This is a genomic window from uncultured Sphingomonas sp. (assembly GCF_964237155.1).
Lineage (GTDB): Bacteria > Pseudomonadota > Alphaproteobacteria > Sphingomonadales > Sphingomonadaceae > Sphingomonas.
Genome location: NZ_CAXSHH010000015.1, coordinates 24,596 through 47,550 on the forward strand (window position 1 = coordinate 24,596; position 22,955 = coordinate 47,550).

The 22,955-nt window shown below is 69.3% G+C and carries 21 protein-coding genes and 1 tRNA gene; 13 read left to right on the forward strand and 9 right to left on the reverse strand.

What is annotated here, in order from left to right; translation table 11 throughout:
- Nucleotides 1-16: 16 nt before the first annotated feature.
- Entirely contained in the window at nt 17-1,375 is a 1,359-nt protein-coding gene (locus ACFE71_RS05590) for a phosphomannomutase/phosphoglucomutase (RefSeq protein ID WP_375427820.1), read from the forward strand.
- A 298-nt stretch (nt 1,376-1,673) separates the two neighbouring features.
- Here the strand turns inward: ACFE71_RS05590 and ACFE71_RS05595 are convergent, their stop codons facing one another.
- Genes ACFE71_RS05595 through mnmA form a run of 7 tightly spaced genes read right to left on the reverse strand, consistent with a single transcriptional unit; the run spans nt 1,674 to nt 8,271 of the window.
- On the reverse strand, nt 1,674-2,681 hold the full coding sequence (locus ACFE71_RS05595; protein WP_375427821.1) for a GNAT family N-acetyltransferase: 1,008 nt from the start codon (nt 2,679-2,681) through the stop codon (nt 1,674-1,676).
- On the reverse strand, nt 2,678-3,511 hold the full coding sequence (locus ACFE71_RS05600; protein ID WP_375427822.1) for a class I SAM-dependent methyltransferase: 834 nt from the start codon (nt 3,509-3,511) through the stop codon (nt 2,678-2,680). The genes ACFE71_RS05595 and ACFE71_RS05600 overlap by 4 nt, the downstream gene beginning before the upstream one ends.
- Complete coding sequence (locus ACFE71_RS05605; protein WP_375427823.1) at nt 3,508-4,533, reverse strand: glycosyltransferase; 1,026 nt, start codon at nt 4,531-4,533, stop codon at nt 3,508-3,510. Before ACFE71_RS05605 ends, ACFE71_RS05600 begins: the two co-directional genes overlap by 4 nt.
- Nucleotides 4,524-5,294 (reverse strand): PIG-L deacetylase family protein, encoded by a 771-nt coding sequence (locus tag ACFE71_RS05610; RefSeq protein WP_375427824.1) that lies wholly within the window; start codon nt 5,292-5,294, stop codon nt 4,524-4,526. The genes ACFE71_RS05605 and ACFE71_RS05610 overlap by 10 nt, the downstream gene beginning before the upstream one ends.
- Nucleotides 5,291-6,016 (reverse strand): sugar phosphate nucleotidyltransferase, encoded by a 726-nt coding sequence (locus ACFE71_RS05615; protein WP_375427825.1) that lies wholly within the window; start codon nt 6,014-6,016, stop codon nt 5,291-5,293. Before ACFE71_RS05615 ends, ACFE71_RS05610 begins: the two co-directional genes overlap by 4 nt.
- 5 nt (nt 6,017-6,021) lie before the next feature.
- Nucleotides 6,022-7,104, reverse strand: a complete 1,083-nt coding sequence (locus tag ACFE71_RS05620) for a glycosyltransferase (RefSeq protein WP_375427826.1) — start codon at nt 7,102-7,104, stop codon at nt 6,022-6,024.
- 60 nt (nt 7,105-7,164) lie between these two features.
- Nucleotides 7,165-8,271, reverse strand: a complete 1,107-nt coding sequence (gene mnmA / locus ACFE71_RS05625) for a tRNA 2-thiouridine(34) synthase MnmA (RefSeq protein ID WP_375427827.1) — start codon at nt 8,269-8,271, stop codon at nt 7,165-7,167.
- A gap of 146 nt (nt 8,272-8,417) precedes the next feature.
- Here mnmA and ACFE71_RS05630 point away from each other — a divergent pair, with 146 nt between their 5' ends.
- From ACFE71_RS05630 to ACFE71_RS05640, 3 genes are all read left to right on the forward strand, one after another.
- Nucleotides 8,418-8,651, forward strand: a complete 234-nt coding sequence (locus ACFE71_RS05630) for a hypothetical protein (RefSeq protein WP_375427828.1) — start codon at nt 8,418-8,420, stop codon at nt 8,649-8,651.
- A gap of 93 nt (nt 8,652-8,744) precedes the next feature.
- On the forward strand, nt 8,745-9,044 hold the full coding sequence (locus tag ACFE71_RS05635) for a DUF1153 domain-containing protein (protein WP_375427829.1): 300 nt from the start codon (nt 8,745-8,747) through the stop codon (nt 9,042-9,044).
- 111 nt (nt 9,045-9,155) lie between these two features.
- A complete protein-coding gene (locus ACFE71_RS05640) occupies nt 9,156-9,416 on the forward strand; it encodes a GlsB/YeaQ/YmgE family stress response membrane protein (protein ID WP_375402326.1) in 261 nt (86 codons plus the stop codon).
- Between the two features lie 60 nt (nt 9,417-9,476).
- On the opposite strand, the gene ACFE71_RS05645 is transcribed toward ACFE71_RS05640, so the two are convergent.
- The gene (locus ACFE71_RS05645; RefSeq protein WP_375427830.1) at nt 9,477-10,235 is read right to left on the reverse strand and encodes an SIMPL domain-containing protein; all 759 of its coding nucleotides are present in this window, start codon (nt 10,233-10,235) and stop codon (nt 9,477-9,479) included.
- A gap of 223 nt (nt 10,236-10,458) precedes the next feature.
- On the opposite strand from ACFE71_RS05645, the gene ACFE71_RS05650 reads away from it, so the two are divergent.
- From ACFE71_RS05650 to ACFE71_RS05680, 7 genes are all read left to right on the forward strand, one after another.
- Nucleotides 10,459-11,676, forward strand: a complete 1,218-nt coding sequence (locus ACFE71_RS05650; protein WP_375427831.1) for an efflux RND transporter periplasmic adaptor subunit — start codon at nt 10,459-10,461, stop codon at nt 11,674-11,676.
- A 3-nt stretch (nt 11,677-11,679) separates the two neighbouring features.
- Nucleotides 11,680-14,898 carry an efflux RND transporter permease subunit gene (locus ACFE71_RS05655; protein ID WP_375427832.1) on the forward strand — a complete coding sequence of 1,073 codons (3,219 nt, stop codon included), beginning with the start codon at nt 11,680-11,682 and terminating at the stop codon, nt 14,896-14,898.
- 69 nt (nt 14,899-14,967) lie between these two features.
- Nucleotides 14,968-16,251: a DUF445 domain-containing protein gene (locus ACFE71_RS05660; protein ID WP_375427833.1), complete on the forward strand. Its 1,284-nt coding sequence runs from the start codon at nt 14,968-14,970 to the stop codon at nt 16,249-16,251.
- Nucleotides 16,252-16,322: 71 nt separating this feature from the next.
- Nucleotides 16,323-17,426, forward strand: coding sequence for an MlaE family lipid ABC transporter permease subunit (locus ACFE71_RS05665; RefSeq protein WP_375427834.1), 1,104 nt, complete (start codon nt 16,323-16,325; stop codon nt 17,424-17,426).
- On the forward strand, nt 17,426-18,265 hold the full coding sequence (locus ACFE71_RS05670; RefSeq protein WP_375427842.1) for an ABC transporter ATP-binding protein: 840 nt from the start codon (nt 17,426-17,428) through the stop codon (nt 18,263-18,265). Before ACFE71_RS05665 ends, ACFE71_RS05670 begins: the two co-directional genes overlap by 1 nt.
- On the forward strand, nt 18,265-19,230 hold the full coding sequence (locus ACFE71_RS05675; RefSeq protein WP_375427835.1) for an MlaD family protein: 966 nt from the start codon (nt 18,265-18,267) through the stop codon (nt 19,228-19,230). The genes ACFE71_RS05670 and ACFE71_RS05675 overlap by 1 nt, the downstream gene beginning before the upstream one ends.
- Nucleotides 19,231-19,238: 8 nt before the next feature.
- A complete protein-coding gene (locus tag ACFE71_RS05680) occupies nt 19,239-19,829 on the forward strand; it encodes an ABC-type transport auxiliary lipoprotein family protein (RefSeq protein ID WP_375427836.1) in 591 nt (196 codons plus the stop codon).
- 111 nt (nt 19,830-19,940) lie between these two features.
- Here ACFE71_RS05680 and ACFE71_RS05685 read toward each other — a convergent pair whose 3' ends face one another.
- Nucleotides 19,941-21,005, reverse strand: a complete 1,065-nt coding sequence (locus ACFE71_RS05685; protein WP_375427837.1) for a peptidylprolyl isomerase — start codon at nt 21,003-21,005, stop codon at nt 19,941-19,943.
- A gap of 93 nt (nt 21,006-21,098) precedes the next feature.
- Between ACFE71_RS05685 and ACFE71_RS05690 the strand changes: the two genes are divergently transcribed.
- Nucleotides 21,099-21,189 (forward strand) — tRNA-Ser (locus tag ACFE71_RS05690).
- A 591-nt stretch (nt 21,190-21,780) separates the two neighbouring features.
- Nucleotides 21,781-22,955 (forward strand): site-specific DNA-methyltransferase (locus ACFE71_RS05695; protein ID WP_375427838.1); only part of this gene is annotated, 1,175 nt, incomplete at its 3' end.

The window sequence follows — 22,955 nt, forward strand, 5'->3', positions numbered from 1 at the left end:
GGTCAACCCGCGGCTGGTGCGTTCCTATGACCTGCGCGGGCGCGTCGGGGCCGACCTGACCGTCCGCGACGCCCGCGCGCTGGGCCTCCGCATCGCCGCCGCCGTGCTCGAGCGTGGAGGGCGCACCGTGGCGGTCGGCCATGACGGCCGGCTGTCCTCCCCCATGCTGGAGGCCGCGGTCGTCGATGGCCTCGTCGCCGGCGGCGTCGAAGCGTGGCGGACCGGACTGGGCCCGACCGGCCAGCTATATTTCGCCGTCCACGCGCTCGAACTCGACGGCGGCGTCATGGTCACCGGCTCGCACAACCCGTCGGACGAGAACGGATTCAAGATCCTGCTCGGTATCGATCCCGTGCACGGCTCCTCGCTTCAGGCGCTGGTCGGGCGGTCCGCCGCGCCTGCCCTCGGCGGCGGGTCCCGCGCGGTCGCCATCCAGGACGCCTACCTCGCCCGCCTTCTCCAGGCCGCGCACGGCGCGCCTGCGCTCCGCATCGGCTGGGATGCCGGCAATGGCGCGACTGGCCGGGTCGTCGAACGTCTGACCGAACGCCTGCCCGGCGAGCATCACCTGATCCATTGCCGAATCGATGGCCGCTTCCCCGCGCATCATCCTGACCCGTCCGATCCCGCCAACCTCGCCGATCTCCGGACGCTCGTTCGCGAGCATGGCCTGGATCTGGGCATCGCGTTCGACGGGGACGGCGACCGCATCGGCGTGGTGGACGCGCATGGCGGGATCGTCTGGCCCGACCAGCTCCTGCTCTACCTCGCCCAGGACGTCCTCACCCGCCATCCGGGCGCGGCGGTCGTCGCCGACGTGAAATCCAGCCGCGTCCTGTTCGACGGGATCGCGGAGGCCGGGGGCAGGGGCGTCCTCTCCCCCTCCGGCTATGTCCTCATCCGCGAGGCGATGCTGCGCGAGGGCGCGCCGGTCGCGGGCGAGATGAGCGGCCACCTCTTCTTCGCCGAGGACTGGTACGGCACCGACGACGCCCTCCACAACGCGGTCCGCCTGCTAGGCGTGATCGGCCGCCGTGGCAGCCTGACCACCTGGCGCGAGGCGCTCCCCCGCACCCACGCCACCCCCGAACTTCGCCTGCCCTGCCCCGACGTCGACAAGCCCCGCGTCCTCGCCGGGATCGAACAGGCGCTGCTCGCGGAAGGCGCGGCCATCGATCGCACCGACGGCCTCCGCGTCACCACCCCCGAAGGCTGGTGGCTCCTCCGCGCCTCGGGCACCGAACCCAAACTGACCGCGCGGGTGGAGGCGTGGACGGCGGAGGGGCTGGAACGGCTGCGGGGGAAGTTGATGGGGCATCTGAGGGGGGCGGGGGTCGATGTCGGTCGAGGGGAGGAAGCCGGCTCTGGCATCTAGTTGACGAAAGCGATCGCGAGGGTCACCCCCGCAAGGGCTGGGGTCTCGATGGCGGTGTAGCCCAACCCTCTCCCGCTTTCGCGGGAAAGGGTAGGAAAGGCGCTATCCTACAAGCCCCGACCTGTGCCAGCATCGATGCGACTCGGACCTCGTCCGCGCTCTTTGACATCGCCAGCCCCGACCCATGTTCACCGTCGCGCGAGTGCAAGGTGCGAAACGACGACTCGCGGCACCTTCGGCAACATCCGGACGCTAAGCTGCTGAAAATGCGATGACCGGGTGCTGTCGCGCGTATCGATCAACGCCCATCCAGAAGCATTCTTGGCATGAACTTTAGTGAACTTCCAACCCGCACCACCCGCCGCCGCACCGTCGTCCGCGCCTCCGCCCCCCAAGCATATTTATACGGCTCCTCCCCACGCAGGAAGTGGAACTCGCCCGCGCCGCCGACCAGCGCGTCCTCGATCGCGACCGCGAAGGCGAGCGTGCCGAAGCTCTGCCCGGGCACGCTCTGGTCGACCCCGTTGATATACGAATAGCCCCGCCGCCCATCCGCGAATCCCAGCAGCACCGCGACGATCCGCCCGTCCAGTCGCACGACGCTTAGGCGGAGCAGCCCCGCCGCCGCCAGCGCGGGCGCGGCGGCGCGGTGGAACGCCTGGACCCGGGGGTCGGCGAGCACCCCCGGCTCCCCCGCCGCTGCCCAGCGCGCGGCGTGGAGCGCGAATAGCGCGTCGAGCGCTTGCGTGATCCCGCATGCTCCGACGATCGTCTCGCTCACCTCGCCGACCGCCGCGGCGCGATGTCTGTCATGCACCACCTTGCGCCGCTTGGATTTGGACAGTCCCGCCAGCAGCGGCGGCGCGGGCGGCAGGACCATGACCGGACACACCTCGCCCGGCTCGTCCACGGCGCGCCACCCGTCCGGCACCGGGCCGAGCAGCGGCGAGTCGGCGCGCAGGTCGGGCAGCAGCGCCTCGTCCCACCGGTTCGCGGTGGCGAGCAGTGCGTCCCACAAGCCCGCGACCGCATCCGGCCCGGCGGCGGGATCGACCAGCGCGTCCGAATAGTCGCTTTGCCCCGCCGCCACCGGCACGAGTCGACGCATGCCCGCATCGTGCCACACCGTCATCGGCAACGCCGCGACCAGCCGCCCATCAGGCCCGCGCGCCTCCAGATCGATCCGCTCGCCGCCGCCCAGACACTCCCACCACGCTTCCATCCAGGCCGGCGACTGGAACGGCGTCGCGCGCGGATCGCGCCGCCACAGGTCCCACCACTCGTCGCCGGAGAATGCCGGGATCACGGCAGCCGCCGGAGATGGTACCCCACCCCGTCCCAGATCGCGAACGGCCGCTCCCGCGACCGCACGAGTTCGAAGCCCGGCGCGCCCTCCGCCTCGCGCGCGTCCGCCGCGTCGTCGCCACGGTACGACCAGTTGAACACGAGCAGGTCGCCGCCCGGGCGCAGCACCCGCGCCATCTCCGCCATCTGGACCGCCAGGACGCCCGCACGGACGAGATACGGAAAGCTGTCGACCGCGATTGCCAGGTCGAAGCTCCCATCCGCGAAGGGCAGGACGCCCCCGTCCGTCGCCTCGAACGCGACATTGACCGATCCCGCCGCTCGCTCGCGCGCCTGCTCGACCATCCCGGCCGATATGTCGACGCCCACGACCCGCCCGGCGTCGGGCGCGAGCGCGGTCGCCAACCGCCCGATCCCGCTTCCGAAATCGAGCACCGCGCGGCCATCGATCGGGACCCAGGCCCGCACGACCGCGACCAGTTCGGCGGTCGCCGCCGCCAGCAGCGCGGGATCGCCCAGCGAGTAGAACGCCACCGCCGCCTCCGGCTCCACCGCCGCCAACCGGTCGAACAACGCGGCGGTCGCGGCGAGCAGGTCCGGCCCCTCCGGATCCAGCCCGTCCGCCGCGATCCGGCCCAGCCGCGCCAGCCGGGGCGCATGATCGGCCGCGAGCGCAGCCGCCACACGCAGCGGCGACCCCGCCGGCTCCAGCCCGGCGCGCGCCGCCAGCGCCTGCGCGTCCACGGCCGATCCCGACAGCACCAACCGCGCCACCGCGATCTGCGGCGAGATCTGGCCCGCCGCGCAGGCCCTGAGCACCTCTTCGGTCACGCCGCCAGCCGGTGATACAGATCGAGATACGCCGCCGTCGTCCGGCCGACCGCGAATCGCTCGACCGCCGCCCGCCGACATGCCGCCGGGTCGATCGCCCCGATCCGCCCGATCGCGTCGGCCATCCCAGCCACGTCGTCGACGATCAGCCCCGTGACCCCGTCCTCGACGATCTCGGGCAACGCCCCGCTTCGGTAGGCGATCACCGGGGTTCCCGACGCCAGCGCCTCCATCGCCACCAGCGACGACGTCTCGGGCGCGGTCGACGGGATCAGCAGCACGCGCGCCTCCGCGATCAGCCGCGCCTTCACCGCGCCCGCGACCGCGCCGACCCAGATGCGCGTCCCGTCCAGCCGAGGCGCGACCTCCTCGTCGAAATAACGGCGGTGCTCGGGATAAGGGAACACCGCCCCCGCCGCGCGGAGTGGCGCACCCGCTAGCCGCGCCGCATCGATCGCGTCGTGGAAACCCTTCTCCCGCGCGACCCGGCCGAGCACGAGCGCATAGTCCCGCTTGGGCGAGGAGGGACGGTATCGTTCGACATCCACCCCGTTCGCGATCGGATGGAGGAGCGCCGTTCCTTTCGGCGCGCGGCGCGCCTGATCCGCCGAGACCGGCTGAAGCCACGTACGCGGCCGGCCCGGCCGCAGCGCCATGGCGGAGTGCCAGGCGAGCGGCAGGTGCAGCGTCACCAGGCACGGCGGTCCCGGCGGCGGCGGGTAGGCGTCGAAATCGAGGCCGTGCAGGTGGAAGACGTCCGCTTCCCCCGCGAGCCGACCGATCGCCGCGCGCACCTCGCGGTGCGCCGCGGCGCGCGCCGCGTCGTCGATCGGACCCGGCGGCGCGGGCGTGGCGACCAGCTCGCCCGCGACCGCCGATCCCGACCGCGCCACTACGATCGACCGGTGCCCCGCATCGACGAGCGCGCGGTCGAGTTGCGCCAGCACCTGCTCCGCCCCGCCCGCCGGATCGGCGGTGACGGGCGCGAAGGGATAGGCGACGCTCACCACTGTCAGGCCCATGCGCCTGCCCGCTCGCGCCACCGCCGCGACGTCAGCGCCCAGCCGAAGCCGTCATAAAGGCAGCCCTCGCCGGGTGGCGGTCGGGTGAAGTCGTAGCGCGGCGCGGCCCGCCACCGCTCGACCTCCGGCCGCCAATCGCCGAACACCCCCGCCTGCGACGCGTGCGCCGCAAGCGCGCGGTCGATCCGCGCGCGTTCGCCCGGCAGGAGCGGGCGGCCATGCTCCGGACAGCCCGGATCGGGCTCGAACCGCGCCCACACTCGCTCGCCGCCGTGGAGGTTGTAGGACGCGAACTCGACCACCGGCACGCCCAATCGGTCGGCGGCGGCGCGGACGGCGAGCGCGGCGGCGTCGTGATCTGGATGTCCGCCCTCATAGGGGTGCGTGGCGATGGCGGCGACGCCCGCGCAGTCGATGACCAGCCGCTCGACGAGGGTAGGGACATGCTCGAACGCCTCCTGGTCGGGCACCTCGTACGCGAACCGTCTCGGCGACGCGTCGAGCGCGACCAGCGCGGCGTCCAACTCTTCCATCCGGGCCGCGGCGTACGCCCCACGCGTCGCGAAGCCCGAACGCCGCGCATCGCCCAGGTCGCGCGGGCTGGAGTCGGTCAGGTGGACCAGGCGGCAGTCGGCCATCCGCCCGAGCGCCGCGCCGGTCCACAGCGTCTCGTCGTCCGCATGCGCCACGACCACCGCGACGGGGTCGCGCACGGGCGCGCCGCTCGCGATCAGCCGCGCCCAGGCGTCCGCGCCCGTCACGCGCCCGCCAGCAGCCCGATTGCCGACCGGTAGCCGCCCAGCGTCCCCACATCGACATACGACGTGCCCGCCCGCACCCCGACCGCCTCGCCGCCGCGCGCCAGCCAGGCATTGACCAGCGTTCCGATATACTCGTCTCCGCGCCCCGGCTCGCACCACAGCCGGTGCAGCGAATGGAAGACGTGCCCCGGCATCCGGAACGCGCCCCACACCCAGTTCGACCGCGCGCCGGGCCGCTTGACCTCGATCTCCTCAACCCGGTCGCCGTCGCCCAGCACGACCGCGTCGAACAGCTCGGGGCTCATGACCGGGAACAGCAGGAAGGCCAGGCGATCGGTCGGCAGCCGCGCGAGGCCGTCGGACGGGAACCAGATGGTGTCGGGCAATCCGATCACGACGTCCTCATCCGCCGCGATCAACGGGCAGGCGCGGAAGATCGCGTCGCACAACCCGGCCGCGACCGGCTGCACGACGAAGGCGGTGTCCACCCGCCCAATCCCGCCGCCGTAATAGCGCACGATGTCCGACTTGGTGGGCGAGATCACGAAGCATATCTTCGTCGCGCCGCCCTCGACCATGCGTTCGACGAGATATTCGGAGACCGCCTTGGGCCGCTCGGACCCGTCCGCCTCGACGCGCGAGCCGACGGGGAGGAGCTCCTTGGAAAAGGCGAGCGGCTGGATGCGGGTGCCGTTGCCTGCCGCCGGGATGATGCCCCACATGACAGTTACGCCGCGACGGCTTCGACGTCGTGCGCGGCCTCGATCAGGCCCACGAATTCGCGCGCCCGGTGGTCGGAGCTGTGCTCGGCCAGGACCCGCGCGCGCGCCGCCCCGGCGATCCGCGCCAGCTCGGCGTCCGACAGCGCCAGCGCGCCCAGCGTGTCCTCCGCCCCGCCCGCCAGCAGGATCTCCTCGCCCGGCGTGAAGAACCGGTCGAGCCCGTCCCAATCGTCCGACACGATCGGCACGCCGCACGCCGCCGCCTCGAACAGGCGGCCCGACGGGCACCAGCCCATCGCCGCCATGTCCGCGCGCGTGACGTTCACCGTCAGGCGCGACGAGCAGAAGAAGGCGGGGTGATCGGGCGGCGCGACGTGGTTCATGAACCAAATGTTCGATCGCCACGGGAAGTCGGCGGGGTAGCTCGACCCGCCGAGCACGAAGCGGTGGGCGGGGCTACGCGCGGCGGGCTCGACGAACAGCCGGTGGACCGTCGGCTGGCGGTCGGCGGCGTAAGTGCCCAGGTACGACAGGTCGCTCCGATACACCTCCAGCGGGGGCACCGGGCGATGCGCGGCGGGGTCGACGTGGCCATAGAGGGGAGCGCACCGCCGCGCGCCCAGGCGGCGCCTCAGCGCGTCAAGCGCCGGGCCGCCCGTGTAGCTCAGCACCAGATCGAAGCGTTCCAGCCCGTGGTCGGGCAGGTAGTCGACCGCCTCGCCCGCCGCGAGCCGCCCAAGCGTCACGGGCGTGTCGAGATCGTAGAAGATCGTGCGCCCGCGCCCGCGATCGTGGACCAGCGCCTCGGCCGCCTTCGCGTCGGGACAATAGGAGGTGACGACCAGCGCATCGGCGTCGAGCAGGTCGCGGCCGCGCGCCAGTACGTCCGACCAGTCGCGGTAGAGGAGCAGGCGGCCACCTGGCAGGTCATGGAGGTCGCGGTGATCGGCGTACCAGGGCTGGTCGCGTTCGACGAAGACGACGTCGTGCCCCTGTTCGCCGAGCGCCCGGATCAGCCCGCGCCACAAGGTCGCATGGCCGTTGCCCCAGGACGAGCTGACGGTCAGCCCCCACACGACGATCTTCATCCGCATCCCCCGATCACGCCGGTGTAACGGTACCGGGCGACGGGCGTTCCGTCCACGCCGCTAAGCGATCGCCGTCGCCGGGGCGGTCTCGGCGATCCAGCCGCCGCCCAGCACCCGCTCACCCGCATAAAGCACCGCCGCTTGGCCGGGCGCCACGCCGTATTCGGGCGCCTCGAACAGCACGCGGTCGCCCCGCAGCCGGGCAGGGACGGGCTTGGCCATCGACCGCACCTTCACCGTGAGCGCATGACTCGCATCCCCGCCGATCCGGTTCAGGTCGGTCAGCCGCGCGGCGTCCACCGCCAGCGCCCGCCTGGGACCGACGACGACGCGCTTCGTTCCCGGCTCGATCCGCACGACATAAAGTGGCTCGAGCGACCCGCCAATCTCCAATCCCCGGCGCTGGCCAACGGTGAACCCGATTAGCCCGGCATGGCGGCCGAGCACGCGGCCGCCCCCGTCGACGATCTCGCCCGCCGTGTCGGCGTCCGGCCGCAGGCGGCGCACCAGCCCGGCATAGTCGCGGTCGGGAACGAAGCAGATGTCCTGGCTGTCGGGCTTGGCCGCGACGCCGAGACCGAGCTCGGCGGCGATCTCCCGCACGCGCGCCTTGGGCAGCGCACCGAGCGGAAAGCGGAGATAGTCAAGCTGCGCCGTTGTGGTCGCGAATAGGAAATAACTCTGGTCGCGCGCCGGGTCTGCGCCGCGGTGAAGCTCGGGCCCCGCCGTACCCTCGATACGCCTGACATAATGACCGGTCGCCAAACAGTCCGCCTCCAGCTCGCGCGCCAAGCCCAGCAGGTCGGTGAACTTCGGCCCCATGTTGCACTGGACGCAAGGGATCGGCGTACGCCCCACCAAATACTCGTCGGCGAAGCGGTCGACGACCTGCGCGCGAAAGCTCGCTTCGTGATCGAACACGTAATGCGCGATGCCCAGCCGGTCGCATACCGCGCGCGCGTCGCGAATGTCGCGGCCCGCGCAGCACGACCCGGCGCGCCCGACCGCCTCGCCGTGATTATACAGCTGGAGCGTGACGCCGATCACCTCCGCCCCCGTGCGTACGGCGAGCGCGGCCACGACCGAACTGTCGACCCCGCCCGACATGGCGACGACGATGCGCTTGGTCGCGGGGTCGCCCCCGAGCTGGAAATCGACATTCATCATGGATGGACCCGCAGATAAGCCTTGGCGCTCGCCGATGCAAAGCGACGCGCCATCAAGGTTCACAAAGCCTTGCCGGGCGTTTTACGCCCCCTTCATGCCCTAGGAGCTAAGGCAGCGGCTTACACGAGTGTGGGTGGGCGTGGCGATTGGATCTGAGCTTTACGTCGTTCGACCGGGCGTTCGAACTGCGCATATTTCCGGCGGACCTCGCCGTGCTGATGGTCGGGGTGGCCGCCCGCCAGGCGGCGAGCACGACGGCGGGCGCGCAGATCGAGCTTGCGCATCGGTCGCCCCCGGCCGCGCCGACACCGTTCGCCCCGGCGGACGGGCGCTTCGACCCGGACACGGCCGCGGCGTTAGCGGGATGGAAAGCCGAGTAAAGGCGGTGTTCACCAAGCAGTTTCAGCGGACGTTCAAGCCCGACGACGTAGCAGCGTAGGCGTGATGGGGCCCCGCCCCGATAGAGAGTGGACATGATCGAGAACCAGAAGATACGGCCCGCCAAAGTCATCGGTCCGCTCGGCGAGCCGCTGACCCTGGATTCCCTGCCGCCGCCGCGCACGAGCCGTTGGGTGGTGCGTCGCAAGGCGGAAGTGGTCGCGGCCGTGAATGGCGGGCTGCTGTCGGTCGATGAGGTGTGCGAGCGCTATTCCCTCACCGCCGAGGAGTTCGCGGGTTGGCAGCGCGCGATCGACCGGTCGGGGATGCCCGGCCTGCGGGTCACGCGCATCCAGCATTACCGCGATCTGTACGAGCGTCAGCAGAAGTACTGACGGTTCATCCGATTTCTCGGACTTTCCGGTTACGCAGGCGGAACAACTCCGCCCGTTCGCTCGTCTCATCGCCAGTGCCCGGATGTAACGGGTGTTAACGGAGGGACATTCATGATCAATCTTCTCATCTGGCTCGTCGTGGGCGGCGTGATCGGCTGGCTGGCCAGCATCATCATGCGCACGGACGCGCAACAGGGTATTTTCCTCAACATCATCGTCGGCATCGTCGGCGCGTTCATCGGCGGCCTGATCATCAGCGGCGGGTCGATCAATCGCGCCCCGCTCAACATCACCTCGTTCCTGGTGTCGTTGGTGGGCGCCGTGATCCTGCTCGCCATTGTGAACCTCGTTCGCCGGGGCCGCGTGCGCTAAAACGAGACCTCGGTCTCGCGGGAAATGGGCCGTCCGGGCGACCGAGCGGCCCTTTTCCGTTCAGCGGAGCAGGAAGCGCACGGTCACGGTCGCCGTGACCTCGGACTCGCCGGCCGCGAGCGCCGTCCTCGATTCTCCTTGCGCGCGCATCTGGCGGGCGGCGGCCGCGAACATGACGGGCGGCGGTCCACCGATCGGCGCGCCGCCCTCCGCGATGGCGACGATCCGCTCCACCCGCAGCCCCGCGGCACGTGCATAGAGTTCTGCGCGTGCGCGGGCGCGCCGCACGGCATCCGTCCGTGCCTCGTCGAGCGCGGCGTCGGGCCGGTCGAGCGACAATGACGGCCCGTCGATCTGGTTCGCCCCCTCCGACACCAGCGCATCCAGGAGCCCGCCCGCGCGACCAATCTCCCAAAAGCGGACGGCGACGATGTCGGTCGCCTGGTAGCCCGTCACGACCGGCGGCTGGTTCTCGGCATAACGATATTGCGGTTGAAGGTTCACCTGCGCGGTCTGGACGTCGCGTGCGGCGACCTCCGCGCGGCGCAGCCCGGCGAGGACGCGCGCCATGCGGTCGGCGTTGTCCCGCATCGCGGCGGCCGCCGTGGGCCCGGTCGTCATCACGCCCGCGCGGATCGTCGCCAAGTCGGGCACGCGCATCGTCCGGCCCTCGGCGACCACATCGAGGACGGCGCCGGACGCGGGCACCAGCGCCTCCACCGTCGGTTGCGGCGATTGCGGCGAACCTTGCGCGCCCGCTACGCCGCTCGCGAACATGGCGGCGGTGAGCGCCACTGTCTTCAACTCGGCTCTGTTCATATCGTCGTCTCCCCATCGCGGTCACCAGGGTGGACGAGGTGGCGCGCGAAGAAGCAACCGAAGCTGAACGATACCGCGTCGGCCGCTCGCCCGTGACGCTTGCGGCGTCGGGCGACGGGGGCCATGAAGCGGCATGGGGGCGGGCGCGTCGGGGTTGAGCCCGGTGCTATATTTCGCTAATACAGTTCGTATGGGTCGGGGCGACAGGGATGTGGTGGCGCGGATGAACTATGAAGCGGGAGCGATCGACGCCGGTGACGCGCGGGCGCTGCCCGACATGGGCATCGACGCGCTCGCCGCGGCCGAGCGGCGCCGCAAACGGCGCACGCTGATCGTCGCGGTCGTCCTGATGCTGCTCGCCGGCCTCGGCGCGACCTGGTGGTTCTCGCGCGATGGCGATGCGGCGGCGGGCGGCGCGGCGGGCAAGCGCGACGCGCAGCTGCCCACCGTCACCGTGATCGCGCCGGGCCGCCAGACGATCGACCGCGTCCTGTCGGCGACGGGCACGCTCGCGGCGCGGCGCGAGTTGCCCGTGGGCGTGGCGGGCGAGGGCGGGCTCGTCACCCGGGTCCTGGTCGAGCCCGGCCAGTGGGTCGGCGCGGGACAGGTGCTCGCGACCATCGACCGATCCGTCCAGACGCAGGCGATCGCGCAGCTCGCGGCGCAGGTGAACGTCGCCCGGTCGGACGCGGTGCTCGCCCAGGCCGAGCTCGATCGCGCACGCGCGCTCGTCGACCGGGGCTTCATCTCCAAGGCGGACCTACAGCGGCGGGGGGCGACCCGCGACGCCGCGCAGGCGCGCGTCAGCGTCGCGCAGGCCGCCGTCGCCGAGCAGCGCGCGCGGACCGGTCGGCTCGACATCCGCGCGCCCGCCGCCGGCCTGATCCTGACGCGTCAAGTGGAACCGGGCCAGATCGTCGGCCAGGGCACGGGCGTGATGTTCCGCATGGCGCAGGGCGGGCAGATGGAGATGCAGGCCCGACTGGCCGAGTCGGACCTGACCGGGCTGTCGGTTGGCGCGCGGGCTAAGGTGACGCCGGTCGGTTCGCAGCAAGGTTTCGATGGCGAGGTCTGGCAGGTGTCGCCGGTGATCGATCCACAGACGCGCCAGGGGATCGCGCGCGTCGCGCTCCGCTACGACCGCGCGCTCCGGCCCGGAGGCTTCGCCTCCGCATCTATCGTGGCGGGCGCGACGCATGCGCCACTGCTCCCCGACTCGGCGTTGCAATCGGACGAGCGCGGCAGTTTCGTGTACGTCATCGATCGCGCGGGCAAGGTGGCGCGACGCGACGTGCGGATCGGCCAGGTTTCGGACGGCGGCGTCGCGATCGCGTCGGGCCTGGACGGCACCGAGCGCGTGGTCCGGTCGGCGGGCGGCTTCCTGGCGCCCGGGCAGACGGTGAAACCGGTTCTGGCCCAGATGCAGGCGAAAGCGAGCTGATCCATGGACTTCCGCAACATATCCGCCTGGGCGATCCGCAACCCGGTGCCGCCGATCGTCCTGTTCCTCGCACTGACGCTGGCGGGGATCGTCAGCTTCATGGGAATGGACGTCAACGACGATCCCGATATCGACTTTCCCGTGGTCATCGTCGTCATCAGCCAGCCCGGCGCCGCGCCCAGCGAGCTGGAGGGCCAGGTTACCCAGCGCGTGGAGGCGGCCGCGCGGGGGCTCCAAGGCATCGACGAGATCAATTCGGAGGTAACTGAGGGTTCGTCCGAGACGGTCGTCCAGCTCGCGCTCGGCACCCCTATCGACCGCGCGGTTAACGACATGCGCGACGCGATCGCCCAGATCCGCGGCGACCTGCCCGAGGGTATCCTGGAACCGCAGGTGTTCCGTGCCAACACCACCGACCGCGACCTCGCCAGCTATTCGGCGATCGCGACCGACATGACGGTCGAACAGTTGTCTTGGTACATCGACAACACGGTAGCCAAGGAGCTGCTGGCGGTGCCCGGCCTGGCGAAGGTCAACCGCAATGGCGGAGTGTCACGTGAGATCCGCGTGATCCTTGATCCCGTGCGTCTTCAATCGCAGGGGCTGACCGCCTCGCAGGTCAATCAGCAGCTCCGCCAGGTCAATGTCGACGCATCGGGCGGACGGGCGGAGATCGCCGGGTCCGAACAGTCGGTGCGCGTGCTGGGTAACGCCAAGACGGCTTACGAGTTGGGCCAGACGCAGATCTCGGTCGGCGCGGGCCGTACAGTGCGGTTGACGGACATCGCCCAGGTTCGCGACTCCTATGCCGAACAGCGCAGCCGCGCGGCGGTCGACGGCCGGCAGACGGTGTCGTTCGACATCCAACGATCCAAGGGCGCGTCGGACGTGACGGTGTTCCACGAAGCGGAGAAGAAGCTGGAGGCGATCCAGAAGCGCAATCCCCAGGTCCGCTTCGTCTTGCGCCAGAACAGCGTCAAATACACCGAACAACAATATCATGCCGCCATGGCCGCGATCGTGGAGGGCGCGGTGCTGGCGGTCATCGTCGTGTTCCTGTTCCTGCGCGACTGGCGCGCGACGATCATCTCAGCGCTCGCGATTCCGCTATCGGCCATTCCCGCCTTCTGGTTCATGGACCTGATGGGGTTCAGCCTGAACTCCATGACGTTGCTGGCGCTCAGCCTGGTCGCGGGCGTGCTGGTCGACGATGCGATCGTCGAGATCGAAAATATCGTCCGGCACATGCGCATGGGCAAATCCGCTTATCAGGCCTCGATCGACGCCGCCGACGAGATCGGGCTCGCCGTGCTCGCCACCACCATGGCGATCGTCGCGGTATTCCTGCCCGTCGGGCTGATGCCGGGTATCGCGGGGCAGTTCTTCAAGAATTTCGGCCTTACCGTCGTCGCGGCCGTGCTGATGAGCCTGGGCGTCGCGCGTCTCGTCACCCCCATGATCGCGGCGTATTTCTTGAAGTCGGGCGGGGCGGCCAGCCACGGCGAGGGCTGGATCATGGATGGGTATATGGGCGTGCTGCGCTGGTCGCTGGAAACCGGCCGCGCCAAGGCCGTGGCCGCGCGCGGTGGGTTCGCGCGCGTGACAGGCCGCCTGCGCGACCACCGGCTATGGGTGGTCGGAATCGGCGGCGTCGCCTTCGCGCTGACTCTATTCATGTTCGTTGTCCTTCCCAAGACCTTTCAGCCGCCGCGCGACAACGACCGCGCGACCGCGACCATCACCATGGTTCCCGGCACCACGCTGGCGCAGACCGAGCGGGTTACGGAGCGCGTCAACGAGATTCTTAGCCGCGAGCCGGAGGTGGAATCGATCTATTCGCGCAGCTTCGTGGGTAACGGCCGCGTGACCGCGACCCTGCGCGAGGACCGCAAGAAGACCTCCACCGAGTTCGAACGCGGGCTCGCGCCGCAGCTCGCGGCGATCCCCGACGCGCGCGTGTCGTTCCAATCGCAATTCGGCTGGGGCGGCAGCGGACGCGACGTCACCATCGTGCTCGGCGGCGACGATCCCGAATTGCTGAATACCACCGCGCAGAAGATCGTGGCGGAGATGGCGATGTTGCCTGCGCTGCAGAGCCCGCGCGTCTCGGGCGACCTGAAGCGGCCGGAGATCGTGATCCGGCCACGGCTCGACCTCGCCGCCAACCTGGGCGTGACCACCTCGGCGCTGTCCAACGCAATCCGCATTGCGACCCTGGGCGATATCGACCAGAACTCGGCGCGCTTCTCGCTCTCCGATAGGCAGGTGCCGATCCGCGTCGCGCTCGACCAATCGGCGCGCGCCAGCCTGTCGACGATAGAGAACCTGCCCGTGACGACGCAGACCGGAGGGTCCGTGCCGCTCAGCCTCGTGGCCGATATCGGGTTGGGAGCGGGGCCGACCAAGATCGAACGACTGAACCAGCAGCGGCAGATCACGCTGGGTGCGGACCTGTCGCCCGGCATCGTTTCGGGCGTCGCGCAGAAGCAGATCGACGCGCTTCCCACCATGCAAAACCTGCCGGTGGGGGTGGCGCGTCCGTCGGTCGGCAGTTCCAAGTTCGAACAGGAGATGATCAAGAACTTCATCACCGCCGTCGCCGCGGGCGTGTTCCTGGTCTTCGCGGTGTTGTTGCTGCTCTATCGCCGGGTGCTTCCGCCGCTGGTCAATCTCGGCTCGCTGCTGCTGGCGCCGCTCGGCGGCCTGATCGCGTTGTGGCTGGCGGGACAGCCCGTCTCGATGCCCGTCTATATCGGCATGTTGATGCTATTGGGTATCGTCGCCAAGAATTCAATTCTCCTGATCGACTTTGCGCTTGAGGAGATGAACAAGGGCGTGGACACGCTAACCGCCGTGATCGACGCCGGACACAAGCGCGCGCAGCCGATCGTGATGACTACAGTGGCGATGGTCGCAGGCATGGTCCCGACCGCGCTGTCCTTGTCGGGCGACGGGTCGTTCAACGCGCCGATGGGCTTGACGGTGATCGGCGGGCTGATCCTGTCGACGCTGCTGACGCTCCTGATCGTGCCCGCGACGTTCAGCCTTGCGGTCGGCGTCGAGCGTTGGGCGGGTCCAAGGCTCGGGCGTCGGCTGCTCACCTATCGCCCCGGCGACGATGGCGCGCAGGTGGTGGGCCTCGCGGGGCCGAGCGGGCCGCGGCTGGCCCCGGTTCAGGGCAAACTTGGTTACGGCGAGGATGCCGTACGCCCTGCGGAATAGCGCGCGCCCGGCTTGCCGCCCAACACCGGGATGCGTGAACTTCGCGTGTTGCTGCGCATTGCCCCACCCATGAAGCATCAGCCCATAAAGCGCGCGGTGGTCGAGTCCGCTCCGGCGGCACTCAGACAGATGCGGCTGGTCGCGACCGGGTTGCTGGTCGCGATGGCGGTGCTGTTCCTCGGCAGCCGCGCGCTGATCGGAGCGTATCCGCGAGACACGTTGTTCTGGGGCTTCGTGCGCGCGTTCGCCGAAGCCGCGATGGTCGGCGGGTTGGCCGACTGGTTCGCGGTGACGGCGCTGTTCCGGCACCCGCTGGGCATCCCGATCCCGCACACCGCGATCGTGCCCAACAACAAGGAACGGATCGGCGACACGCTGGCTCAATTCCTGCGCACCTATTTCCTGGTGCCCGCGGTGATCGTCAAGCGCATGCGGCGGCTCGACGTCGCGGGGGCGATCGCGCATTGGCTGACCGATCCGCCGGAGGGGGCGGGGGGACGCTTTCGCCAGGGTGCGTCGCGGCTGGTGGCGCAGGCGCTGGAGGGACTGGATCCCGCGCGCATGGGCGGCATGGTCAAGGGCGCGATCGGCGCGCGGTTGCGTGAGACCGAGGCCGCCCCGCTCGCCGGGCAGCTGCTGGCGGCGGCGATACGCGAGGAACGGCACCAGCCGCTGATCGACGGCGCGCTGCGCTGGGCGGCGAGCGCCCTGGCGGAGAACGAAGGGCTGATCCGTCGGATGGTCCACGACCGGGCGGGAAGCATCCTGCGCTGGACCGGGCTGGACGAGACGGTCGCCAATAAGCTGATCGACGGGCTCGACAAGCTGCTGGGCGAGATGGTCGACGACCGCGCGCACCCCGTTCGCCTGCGCGCGGAAAAGTCGCTCGACCGGATCGTCTGGAACCTCCAGCACGACCCGGCGCTGCGCGCGCGGGTGGAGGCGGCCAAGGAGGAGCTGATCGCCAATCCCGCCGTGCAGCGTTGGCTGGAGGGGTTGTGGGAGGCGGCGCGCGCCGGGCTGCTACGCATCGCGCGCGATCCGGAGCGGGCGATGGCGGGACCGCTGGGGCAGGTGCTGCGCCAGCTGGGCGAGACGCTGCGGAACGAGCCGGCGCTCGCGCGGCGGATCAATCGTTTCACCAGGCGGGCGGTGGTCGGGATCGCGGCGGATTACGGTGACGGGATCGTCCGACTGGTGTCGGAAACGGTACGCGGCTGGGACACGCGGACGATCAGCGCGCGGCTGGAAAACCAGGTCGGGCGGGACCTGCAATATATCCGCGTCAACGGCACGGTGGTCGGCGGGCTGGTCGGGCTGGTCATCCACGCCGTCGATCTGGCGTTGGCTTGACGCCCGATCGTTCCCGACGGCGTTCCTAGCGTCTTGCCGCATGGCGGCATTTCCCGCATGAGCGACGTTGCATGAGCGCAACGGCCGATTTTTCCGCGACGGGCGACGACGGCGTCGTGCGCTTCACAGGCGACCTGTCGCTGGCGCGGCTGGGTTCGCTGCCCGACCGGCTGGCCGCGCATGGCGGGCGGGTCAGCCGCATCGACCTGTCGGGAATCGACCGGCTCGACACGATCGGCGCCTGGGTCGTCCACCGCTTCGCCGCCAAGCACGACGCGCCGGTCGAGGGGTTGGGGGAGGACGATCGATACTTGTTCGCGCAGGTCGAACACGCCGACCAGGCGGTCGCGACCCGCCCGGCGACGGTGACGCCGTTCAAGCGCGTGCTGGGCGAGGTCGGGATGGCCGTCTCCACCGCAACTCGGACGATGTACGGGCTGCTCGGCTTCCTGGGCGCGACTGCGCTCGCCTTCGTCGACATCGCGCGCCATCCCCGGCGCTTCCGCTTCAACTCGGTCGTCCACGAGCTGGAGGCGGTGGGCGTCTCCGCGCTCGGCATCGTCGGGCTGATGAGCTTCCTGATCGGCATGGTGATCGCGCAACAGGGCGCGGTGCAGCTTCGCCAGTTCGGGGCGGAGGTGTTCACGATCAACCTTGTCGGGCGGCTGACGCTGCGCGAGATGGGCGTGCTGATGACCGCGATCATGGTCGCGGGGCGATCGGGTTCCGCCTTCGCGGCGCAGATCGGCACCATGAAGCTGACGGAGGAAATCGACGCGCTCCGCACCATCGGGGTGTCGCCGATGGAGGCGCTGGTGGTGCCGCGCACGATCGCCGCGATCCTGCTGATGCCGCTGCTCGGCTTCTACGCGTCTGTCATCGCGCTGATCGGCGGCGGGCTCTTGACCTGGGCGACGCTTGACATCCCGCCGGTCACCTTCATCCAACGCATCCGCGAGGTGGTGCCGATCACCGACCTGTTCATCGGATTGATCAAGGCGCCCGTGTTCGGCGCGATCATCGCGGTCGCCGGCTGCTTCCAGGGCATGCTGGTCGAGGGCGACGCCGAGCAGGTCGGGAGGCGGACGACGGCGGCGGTCGTCCAGGCGATCTTCCTAGTCATCGTCCTCGACGCCTTCTTCGCGGTGTTCTTCACTTGGATTGGGTGGAACTGATGGCGGCGCGCGGGTCCGGCGACGAGCCGATCGTCCGTGTGCGGGGCCTGCGCAACGCGTTCGGCGAAGCGGTCATCCACGAGCATCTCGATCTCGACGTGCGGCGCGGCGAAATCCTCGGCGTCGTCGGCGGATCGGGCACGGGCAAGTCGGTGCTGATGCGCTCCATCATCGGGCTGCAGGTGCCGACCGCAGGCGAGATCACCGTGTTCGACCTACCCACGATCGGCCGCGAGGAGACGGAGATGGCCGAGATCAGCAAGCGTTGGGGCGTGCTGTTCCAGGGCGGGGCGCTGTTCTCGACGCTGACCGTCGCCGAGAACGTGCAGGTGCCGCTCAAGGAGTTCTATCCAGCGCTCGACCAGGCGTTGCTCGATCAGATCTCGTCCTTCAAGGTGGTCATGACCGGGCTGCCGCCCGATGCGGGTCCCAAATATCCCGCCGAGCTGTCGGGCGGCATGAGAAAACGCGCCGGCCTGGCCCGCGCCTTGGCGCTCGATCCCGACCTGCTGTTCCTCGACGAACCGACCGCCGGCCTCGACCCGATCGGCGCGGCGGCGTTCGACGAGCTGACCAAGTCGCTCCAGCGCACGTTGGGGCTGACCGTCTTCCTGATCACCCATGATCTGGACACATTATACGCTATATGTGACCGCGTGGCGGTGCTGGCGGACAAGCGTGTGATCGCGATCGGTACCATCGACGAATTGCTGGCGACCGACCATCCGTGGATCGCCGAGTATTTCAAGGGACCCCGCGGCCGCGCGGCGGTCGCGACGCAGGGCCGACAGGGTGCCGGGTCGGGATCGGTCGCGGCCGAGGCGAGAGTGGAAAGCTGATGGAAACCCGGTCCAATCACGTACTGGTCGGCGGCGTCGTGCTGCTGCTGCTGGCGTTGCTCGCGCTGTTCACCGTCTGGATCGCGCGATTGGGCGGCGCGTCGGAGAAGGAGTACGACATCTTCTTCCCGCAGTCGGTCGACGGGCTTGCGCGCGGTTCGGGCGTGACGTTCGCGGGTGTGCCGATCGGCCAGATCACCCAGATCGAACTGTGGCGCAACAACATCGAATTCGTCCGGGTCCGCATCCGCGTGAATCAGGACACACCGATCCTGCAGGGCACGACCGCGAGCATCTCGTCGATCGGTTTCACCGGGGTCAGCCAGATCTCGCTCGATGGCGCGCGCAAGGGCGCGCGGCCGATCGCCTGCCCCGAGGGCGACGCCAGCAGCGCCTGCCCATACGGGGTACCCGTGATCCCCACGCGCATCGGCGGGATCGGCGCGATCCTAAATTCCGCGCCGCAGCTGCTCGAGCGGCTATCGACGCTGACCGACCGGCTGACCGGGCTGCTCACCGATCGCAACCAGGCTTCGGTCGCGGGCATCCTGGAAAATACGACCCGCCTGACCGACGCCTTCGCCGACCGCGCGCCGGAGATCGCCGCGACGCTGGCGCAGACGCGCGTCGCGATCCAGCAGGCGGGCGACGCCGCGCAGCAGGTGGGCGCCCTGGCTGGGACGACCAACAACGTGCTCGCGCGCGACATCCAGCCTACGATCGCCAACCTGAACCGCACGATCGCCTCGGCGCAGCGGTCGGCCGATACGCTGAACGAAGCCATCGGCGAGGCACGGCCGGGGCTTCAGGCCTTCTCCAAGCAGACCGTGCCCGAGGTCGGGTTGCTGGTGCGCGACCTGCGCCAGACCAGCGCGGCGCTGTCGTCGATCGCCGAAAAGGTCGACCAGGGCGGCGCTGGCGCGCTCGTCGGGCAGTCCAAGCTGCCGGACTATAAAGGTAAGTGAGGCCGATCATGCGCTACGCCGTACTCCTCCCGATTCTCCTATCGACCGCGCCGCTCGCGGGTTGCATCAGCTTCGGGGCCACGCCGCCGCCGACCCTGCTGACGATCGAACCCTCGGCCGCCGTGCCCATCGGCCCCGTCCAGCGCGCGACGGGCGCGGGCGCGCTCACCGTGGCGGTGCCGAGCGTACCGCAGGCGCTGGCGACCAACCGCGTCCCGGTCCAGGCGACCCCGACCACGATCGCCTACATCAAGGACGCGCAATGGGCCGAGCCGCCCGCGCGGCTGTTCGCCCGGTTGATGGGCGACACGATCACCGCGCGTACCGGCCGCCTGGTGCTGACCGCCGGCGCGTCCTCGGTCGATCCCGGCGCGCGCCTGGGCGGCGAGCTCCGCCGCTTCGACCTCGACGCGACCGCGCGGGCGGCGGTGGTGACGTTCGACGCCACGCTCATCCGCGGTGATGCGGGCGCGGTCGAGAAGCGCCGCTTCGAGGCGCGCGTGCCCGTGACCGCGATCGACGCTGCGAATGCGGGAACGGCGCTGGGCGGCGCGGCGAACCAGGTCGCGGCGCAGGTCGCGGACTGGGTGGGGCGCTAGACGCTACTTCGGATCACCCTCACCCTTCCGGCGCTTTGCGCCTCCCTCCCTCTCCCGACGGGAGAGGGAGGGAGGCGCAAAGCGCCGGAAGGGTGAGGGTGACCGATGCTCCTACGGAACCCGCCGCACCGGGACCGGGACGTTGCAGATATCCGCGCCGCCCGCCGGCTGGATGAAGAACGCGTCACGCCGGTTCGCGCGCGCGTCGGCATAGGCGGCAAAGCTCGCGCTCTCGGTCGATAGGTATTGGAAGCGCGGGCGTTCGGCCGCGGGCAGGTCGCTCGCCAGCCGGATCGAACGGATCGCGGTGCGCTCGGCGGCGGTCTTGTAGAAGCCGAGCGCCTCCGTCCCGCGCGGTAGTGAGGACAGATGCTCGATCCCCTCCACCACGCGCCCCACCACCGCGATGTTGCGATCGAGATGGCGTGGCGCATGGCCGATCACGGTGTAAAGCTCCGCGCCCGTGCCGGTGTCGGGCGACAGGTTCCGCCCGACGCCGACAGCGGCGTAGCAGTGGACGGGCCAGAAGCCATCACCCGCCTTGCCGGTTTGCCCCGCTATCGGCCAGCCGTATACGAAGCTGGCGACCGAAGCATAAGCGTCTCCGATTTTGGGTTCAGGCAACGCCGAAGGTTCGGCTTTTCCGTTCGCAAGAGCTTCTTTAAATGCCTCTGAGACGACAACCGACCCGTTAGCCGCAATCATGGCGTTTCGCATTATAGCCGCGCCAAGATTATAGTTGATCCGGGGTCGCCCGCGTGGATCGGGGATCGCTAACAAGCCGCGTGCCACATAGGCATCCTCACCCAACACCTTCAGCCCCGCCGGCAACGGCTTCTTCTCGCTCGCGTCGCCCCATTGCACGACGTAATTGTCCTGCACTCGGTTCACCGACAGCCCGTCCCACCAGCGCGCCCGCGCGAGCAGGCGGATGTTCGCCACCCAGCCTTGGCTGAAGGGCGCGGGCATCAGCTGGATAGCGACCCGCCGCGCCCGCCCGCCCGCGCCTGGGGCGAGCTCCATAATGAGCAGGTCCTCCGCCGCGACCGCGAGCCAGTCCGGGGGCGGAGCGGCGGCGACGATCTCCGAAGGCGACCTGGCGTCGGCGCGGGTGCGCCCCGCCGACTGCGCGGCGGCCGCCTGGGCCAGCAAAAGCGGAAGCAGGACGGTGATCATGCCCCCGAACCTGCACCGAACCACCCCGGCGCGCAACGCTTGCGCCGACGGGGCCGCCACGATACGGCCCGCCACTTCCAGGCACCAAGTTGCGGAGCGGTGGCCGAGTGGTCGAAGGCGCTCGCCTGGAAAGTGAGTATGCGCCAAAAGCGTATCGTGGGTTCGAATCCCACCCGCTCCGCCACCCAGTCTAAGTAATTCAGATAACTAGATATTATGCCCGAAAAGGGCCCCACTGCGGGGCTTTCCATTTCGGTTTGGTACTGCGGAGAGTCAGTTGCGAACTGGGAATGCGCAATCTCTCGGCAGTTTCTCCGCCGCGACCTGATCCAGTACGGAACCGTGTCGCGATCGATTGCGATTGCCGGTCGCTTACTTCGCCATTTTAGGTGGAAAGAATTGGATATTTCGCTGCCGCGTTGTCCAGGGCGAGCAGCCTTTGTCCGGCCGCCTCCGCGGCAATCCCTGATTTTCCCTGTCGATCTGCGTGGCGTCTGGCCGCAAAAGTTGGGAACCGAATTGGGAAAACTGCGGGGTTAGTGGTCGTCTGCAAGTCGTTAACGGAAAAGATCAGAGTGTAAGCGCGATCGCACTTGCAAGCCTGCAAGTAGCTATTAGATTATCGCATGGTCAATCCCGTCTCGGGCGGACTCTAGAAGATGAGGCGAGCTTTAGAGCTCACTGCGATAGCTAACTACAGCGTGCGCGCTGAGTGGGCAGAAATCGCCGGATCAGTCTCTAACGGAGACTTTCGTCAACCTTCTGGAGTTTCACCATGTCATCAAACCAGTCCCATCCCGGCAAGTACGACAACGTTCGCCTGCATATCGAGTATCTCGATCTAGCGAGCATCGGCGTCAGTCGCCGGACCACGAACAAGCACAATGCGCGGCAGATCAAGAAGCTAGCGGGCGCAATTGACCGAAGCGGCTTCAACGTACCGGTCCTTGTTGATGACGAACCCTCCATCGTCTCAGGCCACACACGGCTCGCGGCGGCCAAGCTGTTGGGGCTCAGCTCCGTGCCGGTGATCCGCATATCGCATCTCACGCCTGAGCAGCTTCGGCTGTTCGCCATCTTCGACAACAAGATTGCAGGCGAGGCTACGATCGACCTCGAGGCCGTGCACCTCGAGCTCTCTGAGATCGTGCTCGAGGCACCGGAACTCGATCTGACGGACAGCGGTTTCGAGATCGACGCGATGAACGGCCTGCATCGCACCCAGGAACTGGACGATCTTGATGAGGATCTAGTTCCTCCGAATCTGTCGGTCAGTCGTCTGGGCGATCTCTGGCGCCTCGGTCGGCACCGCGTAATCTGCGGCGATGCGACGGACACAGCGGTGATCGATGAATTAGTCGGCGGCCGACCGGTCCGGGCGCTTGTTTCGGATCCTCCCTACAACCTGGCCATCCCCGGCATCGTCTCCGGCAAGGGCCGGGTGAAGCATGGCAACTTTGCCATGGCGTCGGGAGAGATGTCACAAAGCGAATTCGTCGACTTTCTTTCGCAGTTCATCGCGGCCGCAAAGCCGCACCTGATGGACGGCGCGATGGCGCTGATCTTCATGGACTGGCGGCACATCGCCGAGTTTTTGAGTGCGGGCGGGCAGGAGGGGCTCCACTACCGGCAGCCACTAGTGTGGGCGAAGTCCAATCCGGCCATGGGCGCGCTCTGGCGCAACGCGCATGAGCTGGTCGCGGTGTTCAAGCACGGCGATGCACCCAACATCGATAACGTGCAGCTTGGGAAGTTCGGTCGCAATCGGTCGAACGTGATGCACTATCCCGGCGCCAACGTGCCGACAAAGGGGAGGCGGCGGGCGCTCGAGATGCATGCGACGGTCAAACCCATCGCGCTCATCGCCGACCTGATCCTCGACGTGACGAGCCCGGGCGTGTCAACCGGCGTGCAAAAGGGACCCCCGATCGGCGTCGAACAGGGCCCCCC

Bases quoted from the DNA above. Each gene is read 5' to 3' on its own strand.
- ACFE71_RS05670 (WP_375427842.1), top strand. From the start codon at position 17,426: ATGGCGGCGCGCGGGTCCGGCGACGAGCCGATCGTCCGTGTGCGGGGC.
- ACFE71_RS05645 (WP_375427830.1), bottom strand. From the start codon at position 10,235: ATGAACAGAGCCGAGTTGAAGACAGTGGCGCTCACCGCCGCCATGTTC.
- ACFE71_RS05660 (WP_375427833.1), top strand. From the start codon at position 14,968: ATGAAGCATCAGCCCATAAAGCGCGCGGTGGTCGAGTCCGCTCCGGCG.
- ACFE71_RS05675 (WP_375427835.1), top strand. From the start codon at position 18,265: ATGGAAACCCGGTCCAATCACGTACTGGTCGGCGGCGTCGTGCTGCTG.
- ACFE71_RS05605 (WP_375427823.1), bottom strand. From the start codon at position 4,533: ATGGGCCTGACAGTGGTGAGCGTCGCCTATCCCTTCGCGCCCGTCACC.
- mnmA (WP_375427827.1), bottom strand. From the start codon at position 8,271: ATGATGAATGTCGATTTCCAGCTCGGGGGCGACCCCGCGACCAAGCGC.
- ACFE71_RS05680 (WP_375427836.1), top strand. From the start codon at position 19,239: ATGCGCTACGCCGTACTCCTCCCGATTCTCCTATCGACCGCGCCGCTC.
- ACFE71_RS05665 (WP_375427834.1), top strand. From the start codon at position 16,323: ATGAGCGCAACGGCCGATTTTTCCGCGACGGGCGACGACGGCGTCGTG.
- ACFE71_RS05635 (WP_375427829.1), top strand. From the start codon at position 8,745: ATGATCGAGAACCAGAAGATACGGCCCGCCAAAGTCATCGGTCCGCTC.
- ACFE71_RS05685 (WP_375427837.1), bottom strand. From the start codon at position 21,005: ATGATCACCGTCCTGCTTCCGCTTTTGCTGGCCCAGGCGGCCGCCGCG.
- ACFE71_RS05620 (WP_375427826.1), bottom strand. From the start codon at position 7,104: ATGAAGATCGTCGTGTGGGGGCTGACCGTCAGCTCGTCCTGGGGCAAC.
- ACFE71_RS05640 (WP_375402326.1), top strand. From the start codon at position 9,156: ATGATCAATCTTCTCATCTGGCTCGTCGTGGGCGGCGTGATCGGCTGG.
- ACFE71_RS05650 (WP_375427831.1), top strand. From the start codon at position 10,459: ATGAACTATGAAGCGGGAGCGATCGACGCCGGTGACGCGCGGGCGCTG.
- ACFE71_RS05655 (WP_375427832.1), top strand. From the start codon at position 11,680: ATGGACTTCCGCAACATATCCGCCTGGGCGATCCGCAACCCGGTGCCG.
- ACFE71_RS05615 (WP_375427825.1), bottom strand. From the start codon at position 6,016: ATGTGGGGCATCATCCCGGCGGCAGGCAACGGCACCCGCATCCAGCCG.